Origin of the sequence: Serpens gallinarum, from assembly GCF_014836765.1 — a bacterium.
Classification (GTDB): Bacteria; Pseudomonadota; Gammaproteobacteria; order Pseudomonadales; family Pseudomonadaceae; genus Serpens; species Serpens gallinarum.
The window spans coordinates 88,204-101,774 of the sequence record NZ_JACSQG010000006.1; the positions used below are offsets into that span (position 1 = coordinate 88,204).

At 59.3% G+C, this 13,571-nt stretch carries 14 protein-coding genes and 1 pseudogene; 10 read left to right on the top strand and 5 right to left on the bottom strand.

The features are described 5' to 3' along the window. Positions 1-200: 200 nt before the first annotated feature. The 4 genes and pseudogenes from H9642_RS18505 to H9642_RS12215 all read left to right on the top strand — a co-directional run. Positions 201-473, top strand: a pseudogene (locus H9642_RS18505) (cold shock domain-containing protein membrane protein); the annotation flags it as partial. Between the two features lie 114 nt (positions 474-587). Next, entirely contained in the window at positions 588-812 is a 225-nt protein-coding gene (locus H9642_RS18510) for a cold shock domain-containing protein (RefSeq protein WP_251836843.1), read from the top strand. 835 nt (positions 813-1,647) lie between these two features. Then, the gene (sstT, locus tag H9642_RS12210) at positions 1,648-2,877 is read left to right on the top strand and encodes a serine/threonine transporter SstT (RefSeq protein ID WP_251836725.1); all 1,230 of its coding nucleotides are present in this window, start codon (positions 1,648-1,650) and stop codon (positions 2,875-2,877) included. Between the two features lie 48 nt (positions 2,878-2,925). Further along, positions 2,926-3,777: a pseudouridine synthase gene (locus H9642_RS12215; RefSeq protein ID WP_251836726.1), complete on the top strand. Its 852-nt coding sequence runs from the start codon at positions 2,926-2,928 to the stop codon at positions 3,775-3,777. A gap of 33 nt (positions 3,778-3,810) precedes the next feature. Here H9642_RS12215 and H9642_RS12220 read toward each other — a convergent pair whose 3' ends face one another. Next, on the bottom strand, positions 3,811-4,017 hold the full coding sequence (locus H9642_RS12220) for a SlyX family protein (RefSeq protein ID WP_251836727.1): 207 nt from the start codon (positions 4,015-4,017) through the stop codon (positions 3,811-3,813). Next, positions 4,014-4,445 (bottom strand): HIT family protein, encoded by a 432-nt coding sequence (locus H9642_RS12225; protein ID WP_251836728.1) that lies wholly within the window; start codon positions 4,443-4,445, stop codon positions 4,014-4,016. Before H9642_RS12225 ends, H9642_RS12220 begins: the two co-directional genes overlap by 4 nt. A 494-nt stretch (positions 4,446-4,939) precedes the next feature. Between H9642_RS12225 and H9642_RS12230 the strand changes: the two genes are divergently transcribed. Continuing rightward, on the top strand, positions 4,940-6,205 hold the full coding sequence (locus H9642_RS12230) for an OprD family porin (RefSeq protein WP_251836729.1): 1,266 nt from the start codon (positions 4,940-4,942) through the stop codon (positions 6,203-6,205). 70 nt (positions 6,206-6,275) lie between these two features. Here the strand turns inward: H9642_RS12230 and H9642_RS12235 are convergent, their stop codons facing one another. Then, positions 6,276-6,692 carry a PaaI family thioesterase gene (locus tag H9642_RS12235; protein ID WP_251836730.1) on the bottom strand — a complete coding sequence of 139 codons (417 nt, stop codon included), beginning with the start codon at positions 6,690-6,692 and terminating at the stop codon, positions 6,276-6,278. Positions 6,693-6,788: 96 nt separating this feature from the next. Here H9642_RS12235 and H9642_RS12240 point away from each other — a divergent pair, with 96 nt between their 5' ends. The 4 genes from H9642_RS12240 to H9642_RS12255 all read left to right on the top strand — a co-directional run bounded on the left by H9642_RS12240 (position 6,789) and on the right by H9642_RS12255 (position 11,083). Next, positions 6,789-8,504, top strand: coding sequence for a proline--tRNA ligase (locus H9642_RS12240; RefSeq protein ID WP_251836731.1), 1,716 nt, complete (start codon positions 6,789-6,791; stop codon positions 8,502-8,504). Positions 8,505-8,585: 81 nt separating this feature from the next. Further along, positions 8,586-9,446 (top strand): alpha/beta hydrolase, encoded by an 861-nt coding sequence (locus tag H9642_RS12245; protein WP_251836732.1) that lies wholly within the window; start codon positions 8,586-8,588, stop codon positions 9,444-9,446. A gap of 99 nt (positions 9,447-9,545) precedes the next feature. Further along, on the top strand, positions 9,546-10,160 hold the full coding sequence (locus H9642_RS12250) for a LysE family translocator (protein WP_251836733.1): 615 nt from the start codon (positions 9,546-9,548) through the stop codon (positions 10,158-10,160). A gap of 146 nt (positions 10,161-10,306) precedes the next feature. Further along, complete coding sequence (locus tag H9642_RS12255) at positions 10,307-11,083, top strand: outer membrane protein OmpK (RefSeq protein ID WP_251836734.1); 777 nt, start codon at positions 10,307-10,309, stop codon at positions 11,081-11,083. A gap of 126 nt (positions 11,084-11,209) precedes the next feature. On the opposite strand, the gene H9642_RS12260 is transcribed toward H9642_RS12255, so the two are convergent. Both H9642_RS12260 and H9642_RS12265 read right to left on the bottom strand, forming a co-directional pair. After that, complete coding sequence (locus tag H9642_RS12260; RefSeq protein ID WP_251836735.1) at positions 11,210-11,815, bottom strand: glutathione S-transferase family protein; 606 nt, start codon at positions 11,813-11,815, stop codon at positions 11,210-11,212. 31 nt (positions 11,816-11,846) lie between these two features. Then, positions 11,847-13,013 (bottom strand): aminotransferase-like domain-containing protein, encoded by a 1,167-nt coding sequence (locus H9642_RS12265; protein ID WP_251836736.1) that lies wholly within the window; start codon positions 13,011-13,013, stop codon positions 11,847-11,849. Positions 13,014-13,095: 82 nt separating this feature from the next. Here H9642_RS12265 and H9642_RS12270 point away from each other — a divergent pair, with 82 nt between their 5' ends. Further along, the gene (locus tag H9642_RS12270; RefSeq protein WP_251836737.1) at positions 13,096-13,533 is read left to right on the top strand and encodes a MarR family winged helix-turn-helix transcriptional regulator; all 438 of its coding nucleotides are present in this window, start codon (positions 13,096-13,098) and stop codon (positions 13,531-13,533) included. Positions 13,534-13,571: the final 38 nt, after the last annotated feature.

Consider the following 13,571-nt stretch of genomic DNA (forward strand, 5'->3'; position numbering starts at 1 on the left):
TCCGCCACAACTCGAACCATTTCCCTTTCGTCTTCGCATCGATTTGAGAGAGTCCGCGCTTTACGGTTAAATAGGCCTGTGCACCGCGCAACAGGATTTGCGATGCATAGGCTAGTCAGACACGACCTCTCCACATCCTTATTAGAGTGCCGCTGCTGGCTGGCTCCTTCTCTTGCCTTTACCAAAATGAGTTCATCCCCATGCTGAGAATCCTTCATTTGCTAACGGGCCTAGCCGCCCTGCTGCTGTCCTTTACCCCAAGCCTGCGCAGTGAGGCCTTGCCCTATCTCCTTCAAACCGATGCATTACTTCTGCTCCTGTTCGGCCTGCTTAACCTGCTGCTTGGCTCGTTCGTGATCTACAGAGAGAGTGAAAAACACCCCGCCCTGCAAGCCGTGGTCTCGGTGCTGCTGATCTTGAGCGTCGTTTGCCAGGCCGTGGTTGTGCTTGCCCCGCTTGACTTCCTTGCCGGCCAACCTGCCGTTGCCGCAGGGCTGCTGCTTGCCACCCTCGGCGTGCTGCTGAACGTGGTGATTCATTGGCCGCAATCGCACACTCGCCCTGCACAAGGCTTCGCCAGTTCGGAACTGGGCAACCGCGAAACCGGCACGGTCAAATGGTTCAATACGTCCAAGGGTTTCGGGTTCATTTCCCGCGACTCGGGCGACGATATCTTCGTGCACTTCCGAGCCATCCGCGGCGAAGGCCATCGGGTCCTGATCGAAGGCCAGCGCGTGGAGTTCTCCGTAATGCAACGCGACAAAGGCCTGCAGGCCGAAGACGTGATTGCCGCCTCGCCCAGCCGGCGCTGATCGTCACACCTGCTCCTTAAACGAAAAAAACGCCACGTCTGCCTAAGCAACGTGGCGTTTTTTTGGCTGCGTCTGCGTTAGTTGTTGCAACGGCTACTACCCCGCATTCGTCGCGAGGGCGTGACTCCCGCACTGAAAACCGTGCCTGGCACAGGCTCTGGTAGGGGCGAATTCATTCGCCTAGCACCGAGTCTTCCGACACCTGCGGGGAGGCGACGGACTACGCGGCTGATGCCTTTGCGTTGGTCGTGGCGGCTATATGGCCTGGGAGTCATGCGCCAGGCGAATGAATTCGCCCCTACAAAATCATGTCCTGCAGCGCCGAGGGGAAGGCGCGGCGCAGTCGTTGCGCCCGCCCTTCGGCTAGCAACACTTAACGCAGACACAGCCTTGTTTTTTGGCCGTGCCGCACGTATTCCGCCTACCGCTCTTCCAACACTATCTCCAGGCTCCCCGGCGTTCATGACTAGCGGTTGGGGAAAAAGCCGCAAAATTCTGGCAAAACCATTAAAATCGCCCGCGCTCCAGCTCCGTCGCCGCGCCACCCCTGCCTCGACTGCTGCTTGAACGCCCGAGCCAGGGCCTTCGGAGCCGGTAATCGCCGCCTATTCAGACGATGCCATCCGCTCTGCGGAATTACTCTATTCAGAAGCCCGTTCTGGTTCTGTATGACAAATGCCGTTCGCGGCCTTTTTCCTACCGCCCCCGAACTCAGTTAAAAGCCAGCCCAGATGCTAATCACCGGCGGCAGGTTTTTTTGAACCGAATCCCGGCTTCACGTGCATCTGCCTCGCTTGGCCTTCAAGCCATTCGCAAAACCAGGAATTCATCCATCATGTTTCAACGTCCGCTCTTGCATCTGATTACACGGACCAGTCTGGTTGCCCAGATCACCGCCGGCCTGGTTGCAGGCATCCTGCTTGCCCTGCTGCTGCCCCAGGCCGCTGACAACGTCAGCATCCTCGGCGACCTGTTCGTCACCGCGCTGAAAGCCGTCGCCCCGGTTTTGGTGTTTTTCTTGGTTACCTCGGCCATCGCCAACCACAAACAAGGACAACCGACCCATATCCGCCCGATTCTGGTGCTTTACGTGATCGGCACCCTGGCCGCCGCTGTTGTCGCTGTGGTTGCCAGCAGCCTGTGGCCGACCACCCTGCCGCTGACCGACACCGCCACCGGCGTTACCCCGCCCGGAGGCATTGGTGAAGTACTCAACACCTTACTATTCAGTGCGGTGAGCAATCCGGTCAAGGCTCTGCTGGAAGCCAACTACATCGGCATCCTGGCCTGGGCCATCGGCATGGGCCTGGCCATCCGCAACGGCAGCGAAACCACGCGCACCGTAATCAGTGATCTGTCCAAGGGCGTCATGCTGATCGTCAAGATCGTCATCCACTTCGCCCCGCTGGGCGTGTTCGGCCTGGTCGCCACGACGCTGGCCGATTCGGGTATTCAGGCGCTGTACAGCTATGGCCACTTGCTGGTGGTTCTGATTGGTAGCCTGCTGTTCGTTGCACTGGTGATCAATCCGGCCATCGTATTCTGGAAGACTCGCCAAAATCCGTACCCACTGGTGTTCATGATCTTGCGCGAGAGTGGCGTGACCGCGTTTTTCACCCGTAGCTCGTCGGCCAACGTGCCGGTCAACCTGCAGATCTGCGAACGCCTGGGCCTGCATGAAGACACCTACTCGGTGGCCATTCCGCTGGGCTCCACCATCAACATGGCCGGCGCCGCCGTTACCATCAGTGTTCTGAGCCTGGCCGCGGCTCACACCCTGGGTATCCAGGTAGACTTCTTAACCGCCCTTCTGCTGTGCGTCGTGGCCTCGGTCAGCGCCTGTGGCGCGTCTGGCGTGGCGGGTGGTTCACTGCTACTGATCCCGCTGGCGTGCAGCCTGTTCGGTATTCCCAACGAAATCGCCATGCAGGTGGTTGCCATCGGCTTCGTGATTGGCATTTTGCAGGACTCCACGGAAACCGCATTGAACTCCTCTACCGACGTGCTGTTCACCGCAGCGGCTTGCATCGCCGCAGAACGCAAACTCTCCGAACAAGAAGCCTGAGCCACTCGCGGCCTGCATGGTTAACCCGGCAGGCCGCGACTGCCCATTATGAAACCCAGCACCCTGCATCTGCCCGCCGGTCCCTGGATAACGGTACTCGACTGCCTGTGCGCCCATTTTCCCGCCATTTCCCGCGAAACCTGGCTCGAGCGGTTTGCCCGTGGCCGTGTGCTGGATGAGCAACATCGGGCTATCGGCGCCGAGCATCCCCATCGCGAAGGGTTGCGCATTCGATACTTTCGCGAAGTGATCGATGAAGTACCGATTCCTTTCGAGGAAAACATGCTGTTCCAAGACGAGCATCTGCTGGTGGTCGACAAGCCGCACTTCTTGCCGGTCATCCCGGCCGGTGCCTATGTGCGCGAGACGCTGCTCAACCGACTGATCGAGCGCTTCGACAATCCTGATCTGGTGCCGTTGCACCGACTCGACCGGCTGACCGCCGGCCTGGTGCTATTCTCTTGCAACCCGCACAGCCGCACCCGTTATCAGGAGCTGTTTCGCCAGCAGCGTATCGCCAAGCGGTACCTGGCCCTGGCACCCGCCCTGCCGCACCTGGAATTTCCCTTGCGGCATCAGTCTCGCCTGGAATCCGGCACACCCTTCTTCCGCATGCAGGAAGCAGCCGGCACGCCCAATAGCGAGACGCGCATCGAGATTGATGCCGAACTCGACAATTGCTGGCGCTATGCCCTGTATCCGGTCAGCGGCCGCAAGCATCAGCTGCGCCTGCATATGGCGGGCCTGGGCGCCGCCATTTGCAATGACCCACTGTATCCCGACTTGGGCGACACCACTGATGATTACCAGCGGCCGCTCAAGCTTCTGGCCCAGGGTCTGAGCTTTCAGGACCCACTGGATGGGCGGCAGCGCGCGTTCCACAGCGACTTGAACCTGTAGCTGCTTGCTGCACGCGGTGCAGCCCGGTCAGTGTTAATAATGCGGCGGCGGCACGTCATCCTGATCAATGCCGAATTGGCCCTGCAGCTCTTCCTGGCGCCGCGACAGCGCCATTACCTGAATCTGCAGTCGCTCGAGGACCCGCTGCTGCTGCACCAATTCGTCGTTCAGGCTCTGGATAGTGTCGTCCTGAAAAGCCAGGCGGGTTTCCAGATCGGCGATACGCGCTTCCAGGCTCATGCGCTCTCCCCGGCAAAACGGAAGTCATCGGGCAAGACCAGCTTCAACTTCTCGCGAATGGTCTGAATATCCTCAGCTGTGTAAGGGCGAGCCGGATGCTGCCCCCACACCGGTGCTGGCCAGGCCGGATCCCCCTTGCGACGCACGATCACGTGCATATGCAGCTGGCTGACCATGTTGCCCAGGGTGGCCACGTTCATCTTGTCGGCGGCAAAGGTGTCTTTGAGTATCTCTGCCAGCGAGGTGGCTTCCGTCCATAACTGCAGTTGATCGTCTGCGTCCAGCTGGAACAGCTCACTGACATCCTCGCGACGCGGCACCAGGATGAACCAGGGGTACTGCGCGTCATTCATCAACAACAGGCTGCAGAGCGAGAAATCTCCTAGTAGCACCGTGTCCCGTTGCAGTTGCTCGGCCAAGGCAAACATCGCTTATCTCCTGTAGTGATGCCTTTCCCTTGGGGTCAGGCGATGCCACGCAGAATACCCGCTCCCCTCCGGATTTTCATTGGTTCGAAACGCGTAGCCACGCGGCCGGCACCGGACCAATGTTGGGTGAGTATTTTGCGAAGCCGGTTTAAGTTTGCAAGATAAAGCACTAGCACCTTTGACTTGTTCGTATTTATTGCTATGAGTGAATGCAATGGATATCTATCTAAATTGATATCAAAAAGCCACTTGTCAGTAGCTCGTGATATCAAAAAGCAATCATTGTGTAATGGCCAAACAATGGCAGCTCTTCAACTTACCAATAGGCAGATTGGAAACATTTGCTTTCGACATCACAGTCACAACGGATAAATGTGGCTACTGTTTTTATTCGCTATAAATAAATAACCAATACCGAAGCGGCAAACAAAAAACAGCTAAAAAAAGCCACCCGTTTCTCAGGCGGCGTTGAATACAACCAAAGGAGCAGTCACATGCACGTGATGAAGTGGAGTGTAATCGCCTTGGCCGTGGCCGCAGGCACCTCGCAGTTGGCCCTGGCCAGCGCCCAGTCCGACTCCCAGGGCTTTGTCGAAGACAGCAGCCTGAACATTCTCAACCGTAACCTGTACTTCTTTCGCGATTTCCGCAACGACCCAGCTCGTGATGATGACCCGCAGGAATGGGGCCATGGCGTCATCGCGACTTTCGAATCGGGTTTCACCCAGGGGCCGGTCGGTTTTGGCGTGGACGCCTTTGGCCTGCTGGGCCTGAAACTAGACAGCGGCCGTGGCCGCACAGGCAGCGGCCTGTTTCCTACCGGCAGCGATGGTCGCTCTCAGGATGATTATTCCGAGGCGGGCGGCGCCATCAAGGCGCGCGTCTCTAGCACTACCTTGAAATACGGTGAGCAATTCGTGGGTTTGCCGGTATTTGCCACTGATGACAGCCGCCTGCTGCCGGAAACCGCCACGGGCTTCATGCTGACCAGCAGCGAACTTGCCGGGCTGGAGTTAAATGCCGGTCACTTCACAGCATTGAATGCACAAGCCCAGACCGGTGAAGACAGCCTGGGACTTAGACGCGCCGACTTCATTGGTGGTACTTACACCTTTAGCGACGTGATGAGCGCCACGCTGTATTACTCGGATCTGAAAGATGCCTTCCAAAAATGGTATGGCAATCTGAATTACACCATGGGCCTCGCCGATGAACAGTCCCTGGCCTTCGACTTCAACATCTACCAGACCGACTACGACGCTGAGTACACGGAGACTGGTAGCGATGAAGACAACACCATCTGGAGCCTGTCTGCCGCCTATACGCTGAATGCGCATACGTTCATGCTGGCTTATCAGAAATCCATCGGTGGTTTTGATGGTATTGGCTACGACTATGGCTTGGATGGCGGCGGCGCCGTCTTTGTCGCCAACTCTGTGCAGCGCTCCGACTTCAACTCTGAAGACGAGAAATCCTGGCAAGCTCGCTACGACTTGGACATGGCCGCCTTTGGTGTTCCAGGCCTGAGCTTCATGGCCCGCTACGTCCATGGTAGCGATGCCAAAACGGCCACCACCGACAACGGCAAGGAATGGGAACGTGATATCCAGGTGAGGTATGTGTTCCAGGACGGCCCGGCCAAGGACCTGAACCTGCGTATCCGGCAAGCCACCTACCGCAGCAGCGATGGTGTCTACTACGGCTCACCGAGCATCGACGAGATCCGCCTGATCGCCGAGTACCCGCTGAGCATTCTGTAAGCGGGATGCTCTCGCTTCTGTAACACCGAAGCCCGGCTGATGCCGGGCTTCTTTTATTCATAACGTGGTTTCATAAGGGCAAGGCGTAGGTTCCAGTGACATGGGCCACTAACACGTCTTCATCGACGGCTGAATGCAACGCCACCTCGCATACGGCCTGGCGCTTACTCAAGCGCAAGATGCGCGCCTCAGCCAGCAGGTCCACCGGCGCTGGACGAGCCAGAAAGTTGATGTTCAAGTTGCTGGTCACCGCCATCTCCACCCGTCCCAAGGCACCGAGCACCACTGCGTACATGGCCGCGTCGGCCAGGGCCATGAGCGTCGGCCCGGACAGCGTACCGCCAGGACGCACCAGGCGCGGCTGAAACGGCACCCGCGCCACTGCACACTCCGCAGTCAGGCGCTCGATACGCAAATCGATATCCTCGGCCATCGGCACCCCCCCACGAATCAAGTCCTGCACCTGCTCGGCAGTTAACACCGTCATCTTCGCCCCTCCGGCTCTGTCGCCTGTACGGCACTATACTGGCGCCGTACAATGCCCAGCTCACTCTCGCACTCGCAACGGACAAAACGGCCAAACATGCGTACCAGTCAGTATCTGCTCTCGACCCTGAAAGAAACCCCGTCCGATGCAGTGGTCATCAGCCACCAACTGCTGCTGCGCGCCGGAATGATCCGCAAACTCGCCTCCGGTCTGTACACCTGGCTGCCACTGGGCCTGCGCGCCCTGCGCAAGGCGGAAGCCATCGTACGTGATGAAATGACCAAGGCAGGTGCCCTGGAAGTGCTGATGCCAGCTATCCAGCCCGCCGAACTGTGGCAAGAATCCGGCCGTTGGGAACAATACGGCCCCGAGCTGCTGCGCTTGAAAGACCGCCATCAGCGGGATTTTTGCGTCGGCCCGACCCATGAAGAAGTCATCACCGATCTGGCGCGCAACGAGCTGAACAGCTACAAGCAACTGCCGATCAACTTCTTCCAGATCCAGACCAAGTTCCGCGACGAGATTCGCCCGCGCTTCGGCCTGATGCGCGGCCGCGAATTCATCATGAAGGATGCCTACTCCTTCCACCTGTCCCAGGATTCCCTGCAGGAAACCTACGACCGCATGCACCAGGCCTACTGCAATGTGTTCACCCGCCTGGGCCTGAACTTCCGTCCGGTACAAGCCGACACCGGCTCCATCGGCGGCACCGGCTCCCACGAATTTCACGTACTGGCCGAGTCCGGTGAAGACGACATCGCCTTCAGCGACAGCTCCGACTACGCCGCCAACATCGAGAAGGCCGAAGCCATCCCGCGTGAGAAAGAGCGCGGCGCCGCCACCGAAGCCATGCGCCTGGTCGACACCCCGGATGCCAAGACCATTGCCGAACTGGTAGAGCGCTACAACCTGCCGATCGAGAAGACCATCAAGACCCTGGTGGTGCATGGCGCCGAAGAAGGCCAACTGGTCGCTCTGATAGTCCGTGGCGATCACGAGTTGAACGAGATCAAGGCCGCCCACCTGGAGCAGGTCGCCGATCCGCTGGTGTTCGCCTCCGAAGCCGAAATCCGCACCGCCATTGGCGCTGGCCCAGGCTCCCTTGGCCCGGTCAACCTGCCGATCCCGTGCATCATCGACCGCTCCGTGGCGCTGATGAGCGATTTCGGCGCGGGCGCCAACGAGGACGACAAGCACTTCTTCGGCATCAACTGGGAACGCGACCTGCCCCTGCCGCTGGTGGCGGATTTGCGCAACGTGGTGGCCGGTGATCCGAGCCCCGATGGCCAAGGCACTCTGGAGATCAAGCGCGGCATCGAAGTCGGGCACATCTTCCAGCTGGGCACCAAGTACAGCGAGGCCATGAACCTCAAGGTTTTGGGCGAGCAAGGCAAGCCGATCACGCTGATCATGGGCTGCTACGGCATTGGTGTTTCTCGCGTGGTAGCCGCTGCCATCGAGCAGAACTACGATGATCGCGGCATTCTCTGGCCGGACGCCCTGGCGCCCTTCCAGATCGCCATCGTGCCGATGAAGTACGAGAACGAAGCGGTCAAACTGGCCACTGATCAGTTGTACGCACAGCTGTCCGCAGCCGGTTACGAAGTCCTACTCGATGACCGCGACAAGAAGACCAGCCCCGGCGTGAAGTTTGCCGACATGGAGCTGATTGGTATTCCCCACCGCATCGTGGTCAGCGATCGCGGCCTGGGCGAAGGCACCCTGGAATACAAGGGTCGCCGCGACAGCGAAACCCAGGCCGTGGCGGTTGACGATATCCTCAGCTTCCTCAAGCAGCGCACCGCAGGCTGATCAAGCCTGAACCTGTAGAGCAGCCTGCAAGCCGCTAGGACATGCAGGCTGCTTCATCCATCACCAACGACGCGCATTTCGATGCTCCTGCATACCCTGATCCGCACCTTGTTGCTTGGCCTGATAATGGGCCTGCTTTCTGGCTGCGGCCATTTCTTCTACCTGCCCGAACCCGGCCTGCGCGGCACCCCCGATCAGCTCGGCATGCCGTATGCGGACGTGCATCTGCGCGCAGCGGATGGCACGCGCCTGCATGGCTGGTGGTTGCCCGCGCGATTGGGTGATAACGAGCGCACCAAAGGGGTGATCTATTTTTTGCATGGCAATGCGGAAAATATCAGCACGCACCTGGGCGCCATGAGCTGGATAACGTTTTCCGGCTGGGACCTGTTCATTCTCGACTATCGCGGCTTTGGCTTGTCGCAAGGCTCGCCGGACATCCCCAGCGTGTACCAGGATGCCGAAGCCGGGCTTGAGTGGGCCGCTCAGCAGGCCCAAGCCCGGCAACTGCCCCTGGTGGTGCTGGGGCAAAGCCTCGGCGGTGCGGTTGCCGCCACCCTGGTTGCGCAAAGCCCGCCCGACCAGGTCAGTGCGCTGATTCTGGACAGCGCGTTCTCCAGCTACCGACGCATCGCCCGCGAAAAACTGGCGGAGCCCTGGCTCACCACACTGTTTCGCTACCCGCTGGCCTGGACCATCCGCGACGATTACAGTCCCGAGCATTACCTGGCCCAACGTCCGTCCATACCCGTGCTGATCATGCACGGCTGCGCAGACCTCGTCGTGCCCTGTTCCCATGGCAAACGCATTCATCAATTGGCTGGCGAGCCCGCCTGGCTGTGGCTTTCCCCCGAAGCCCGGCATCAGGAAATGCTCTCCCGCCAGCACTGGCGCGCACAACTTCTGGAGTGGCTGGAAGGACAGGTTCTCGCCGTACCCTGAGCGGAAGGCAGTGACACTGAATACAACCTGACAGGCAGCCCCGCTCAAGCCTGTCACCCGGGACCGTAGTAAAATCGCGCACCCATTCAAGGAGTTCCCATGCTCGGCGTGACCGACTACGGTGCATTTGTCATCGCTTTCATTGTTCTGCTGGCCATCCCCGGTCCAGGTAACTTTGCTCTGATCACGTCCACCGGCAAAGGCGGTATCAAGGGTGGCCTGGCCTCCACCTTCGGGATCATATTTGGTGACCAGGCCCTGATGTGGCTGGCGGTCGCCGGCGTGGCAGCGCTGCTGGCCGCCTACCCTGCTGCGTTTAATGCAATGCAGTGGCTTGGCGCAGCCTATCTGGCCTGGCTGGGCGGCAAGATGCTGCTGAGCAAACCGGGCGATGCGCCGGCGCTGGAAATCAAGCCGAAACACTTTATGCGCCAGACCCTGCTGATCACCTTGCTCAATCCCAAGGCGATCATCTTTTACATGGCATTCCTGCCGCTGTTCGTCGACCCGGCCCGTCACCAGGGGCTGGTTACCTTCGGCTTCCTGGCCGTGACCGTCGCGGTGCTGACCTTTGCCTATGGCCTGATCGTGACCCTGTTCACCCACACCCTGGCCGAGCGCCTGCGCAGTATTCCCGCCGTCACCCGCTCATTGGAAAAGCTTGCGGGTTTCTGCCTGATCGGCTTTGGCATCAAGCTGGTCATCAGTCGGTAAGCACGCCAAGACCTTGACCCCCGGCTTGCGCGCTGTGGGACATCGCCCTCTTTTCGATTACTGACGTCGCTCTATAATGCGCGGCGCCGTTTCCATGGCAGCGGCTGCTGCCGAATAACCTGGAAGTCCCCACCCTGGAGTTCACCATGTTCCGTCCGCTTACTGCCCTGCTGCTGGCCGGCAGCACCCTGGCTTGTGCCCAGGCAAATGCAACCGACTTGCTGCAATGGCACAACAACAGCCTGACCTACTTGTATGGCCAGGATTTCAAGGTGGATGCGCCCATCCAGCAAACACTGACCTTTGAACACGCCAGCGGCTGGAGCATGGGCGATCTGTTTGTGTTCGTTGACTCAATCCATTTCAATGGCAAGGGCAACGACAATGGCCGCGACGACAGCACGCTGTACGGTGAGTTTTCCCCGCGCCTGTCGCTGGGCAAATTGAGCGGCAGCGACGTCTCCGTCGGCCCGGTCAAGGATGTGCTGTTGGCCACCACCTATGAGTTTGGCGAAGGCGACGTGGAGACCTACCTGATCGGTCCAGGCTTCGACCTGGCCATGCCCGGCTTCGATTATTTCCAAATTAACTTCTACCGCCGCCATACCGAAAGTGGGCGCGATGGCGATGGCGTGTGGCAGATCACCCCGGCGTGGAGCTACACCATTCCGGTCGGCTCCTCGGACTTGGTGATTGATGGCTTCATGGACTGGGTCGTGGACAACGACAAGGGCTACCACGCCAACCTGCACTTCAACCCGCAGATCAAATATGACCTGGGCAAGGCGCTGAGCCTGGGCGAAAAACAGCTGTACGTGGGTATCGAATACGATTACTGGAAAGACAAGTACGGTATCGAAGACAGCAACGCTTTCCGCACCGACCAGAACACCGCCAGCCTGCTGGTGAAGGTGCACTTCTAACCGCTGCACATCCCGCGCCGCCTACCAAGCGGCGCGCTCCGTTACATGACCTCGACCGTTACTGGGTTAGTGCAGAGACACGGACTCAGCCGGGTAGCCCACCGTGAATCGCTATCGCCGCTCAGCTTAACGATCGAGCATGCCCACGTGCCGGGGGTGGCTGGCCACCCGCTGCAACCAGGCGCGAATGGCCGGATAGTCGCTGAGCTCAAAGCCACCTTCCTGCGCAACATGCGTGAAGGGGTACAGCGCCACATCCGCGATGGAATAGTGATCACCCACCAGATACGGCGTGTTTTTGAGCTGTTGCTCCATCACGTTCAACGCGTGATAGCCATCCAGCTGCCTGGCCTTGTATTCGGCCAGGCGATCCTCGGGCAAGCCGAGGAACAGCTTGATGTAGCGCGCCAGGCCAACATACGGCTCATGGCTGTACTGCTCGAAGAATTGCCACTGCAACACCTGGGTACGCAGACGCGGCTCGCTGGGCAAAAACTCGCTGCCATCGGCCAGGAAGTTGAGAATCGCGTTGGACTCCCACAAGCAGGTGCCGTCTTCCAGCTCCAGCACCGGAATCTTGCCGTTGGGGTTCTTCTTGAGAAACTCCTCCGAGCGGGTCGCGCCATGCAAGAGATTCACTGGAATCCATTCGTAGGGCCGATCCAGCAGATGCAGCATCAGCTTGACCTTGTAACAGTTGCCCGAACGGTAGTCGCCGTAGACCTTGTACATAACGCGCTCCTGATCTCCGAGTAGTAGCGCCCTAAGCCAGGGCGCAGGATTGTCCATCCCGAATCACCTGGGCCAGGCGGCGCACACCCTCGTCCAGGCGCTCCGGCGGCACATGACTGAAGTTAAGCCGCATATAGCCGGGATTCTTCTCCGGATCGATAAAGAATGCCTCGCCTGGCATGAACGCCACGTCCACATCCAGGGCTTTTTGCATCACCGTACGGGTATCGAACGGTTGTTTCAGTTTCAGCCAGAAGAACAGCCCGCCCTGGGGAATCTCCCAGTCGGCCAGATCACCAAAGTGTTCTTCCAGGACGCTCTGCATGGTATCGCGGCGCTCCCGGTAGAAGCTGCGCAGCTCGACCAGATGCTGCTGGAACTTCTCGGTGCCCAGCCACTGCGCCGCCTGCCACTGACCGACGCGGTTGGTATGCAGGTCGGCAGCCTGCTTTAGGCGCAGCAGGTAGGGGTACAGCTCCTTGCTGCAAATCAGGTAGCCCACGCGCAGGCCTGGCAAGAGCGTCTTGGAAACAGTGCCGGTATAGATCCAGGAGGTTTTGCGCAGACGGCTGGTGATCGATGTCGGCTGCTGGTCGTCGTACACCAGTTCGCGGTATGGCTCGTCTTCGATCAGGGTCACGCCGAATTCGTCCAGCAGCGCGGCCACGGCATCGCGCTTGGCATCGCTGTAACGCACCGCCGACGGATTTTGGAAGGTCGGAATCAGGTACGCGAAGGCCGGCGTGCTGCGCTCCAGCAGCGCGCGCAGGGAGTCGATATTCGGGCCGTCGGCCTCCTGGGGGATTTCCAGGCAATCGGCACCGAACAGCTGGAAGGATTGCAGAGCGGCCAGGTAGGTCGGCGACTCCACCAGCACTTGCGTGCCCGGATCGACGAACAACTTGGTGGCCAGGTCCAGTGCCTGCTGCGAACCACAGGTGACCAGCACCTGGGAGGCATCGCAGTCGATGCCCAGCTTGCGCGCATCGGCGGCGATCAGCTCGCGCAACTCCGGCTCGCCCTCGCTCATGCCGTACTGAGAGACGGATGTGGGCATTGCACTCCAGTCGACCTTGGGCAACATGGGCTCGGCCGGCAAACCGCCGGCGAAGGACATGACTTCCGGACGCTGTGCAGCGGCAAGAATTTCACGAATCAGAGAACCTTTTAAACGTGCGATACGTTCAGAGAAAGCCATGGATGCCACCGCTGCCGAAAAAGAGTAGATTTGGGTCAAATTGATTGACCCAAATTACGCCTTTGATAACAGGAACGTCAATATGACTGACCTAAAAACAAGCACGGACCAGCGCCAGGTCATGGAAGACTTTTTCGGCAGCTACCGGGCCTTTACGGCCAAGCCCGATGAAATGCTTGCCCGCCGCGGATTATCCCGGGTGCACCATCGCATTCTGTTCTTCATTGCCCATAAGCCTGGGATGAGCATCAGCGAATTACTGACCCTGCTCGGCGTCAGCAAACAGGCCCTGAACATTCCACTGCGTCAACTGGTGGAAATGCAACTAGTTGAAAGCGTCACCTCGGCTGACGACAAACGTAAACGTCTGCTCGGACTGACTGCCGCCGGCACTAAGCTCGAACAGACGTTGCGCCGTGAACAGATTCGCGTGTTGCAACGGGTGTTTGCCGAAGTCGGCGAAGACGCGGTCGCCGGCTGGCTGGCGGTGAATCGGGTGATGTGCAAGAGTCTCGGCTGATTCTTCACTAGATCAGGCATAAATCTTGTCGGGAATAA

Bases quoted from the DNA above. Each gene is read 5' to 3' on its own strand.
- H9642_RS12250 (WP_251836733.1), top strand. From the start codon at position 9,546: ATGCTCGGCGTGACCGACTACGGTGCATTTGTCATCGCTTTCATTGTT.
- H9642_RS12235 (WP_251836730.1), bottom strand. From the start codon at position 6,692: ATGACGGTGTTAACTGCCGAGCAGGTGCAGGACTTGATTCGTGGGGGG.
- H9642_RS12215 (WP_251836726.1), top strand. From the start codon at position 2,926: ATGAAACCCAGCACCCTGCATCTGCCCGCCGGTCCCTGGATAACGGTA.
- H9642_RS12225 (WP_251836728.1), bottom strand. From the start codon at position 4,445: ATGTTTGCCTTGGCCGAGCAACTGCAACGGGACACGGTGCTACTAGGA.
- H9642_RS12240 (WP_251836731.1), top strand. From the start codon at position 6,789: ATGCGTACCAGTCAGTATCTGCTCTCGACCCTGAAAGAAACCCCGTCC.
- H9642_RS12260 (WP_251836735.1), bottom strand. From the start codon at position 11,815: ATGTACAAGGTCTACGGCGACTACCGTTCGGGCAACTGTTACAAGGTC.
- H9642_RS12265 (WP_251836736.1), bottom strand. From the start codon at position 13,013: ATGGCTTTCTCTGAACGTATCGCACGTTTAAAAGGTTCTCTGATTCGT.
- H9642_RS12230 (WP_251836729.1), top strand. From the start codon at position 4,940: ATGCACGTGATGAAGTGGAGTGTAATCGCCTTGGCCGTGGCCGCAGGC.
- sstT (WP_251836725.1), top strand. From the start codon at position 1,648: ATGTTTCAACGTCCGCTCTTGCATCTGATTACACGGACCAGTCTGGTT.
- H9642_RS12245 (WP_251836732.1), top strand. From the start codon at position 8,586: ATGCTCCTGCATACCCTGATCCGCACCTTGTTGCTTGGCCTGATAATG.
- H9642_RS12270 (WP_251836737.1), top strand. From the start codon at position 13,096: ATGACTGACCTAAAAACAAGCACGGACCAGCGCCAGGTCATGGAAGAC.
- H9642_RS12220 (WP_251836727.1), bottom strand. From the start codon at position 4,017: ATGAGCCTGGAAGCGCGTATCGCCGATCTGGAAACCCGCCTGGCTTTT.
- H9642_RS12255 (WP_251836734.1), top strand. From the start codon at position 10,307: ATGTTCCGTCCGCTTACTGCCCTGCTGCTGGCCGGCAGCACCCTGGCT.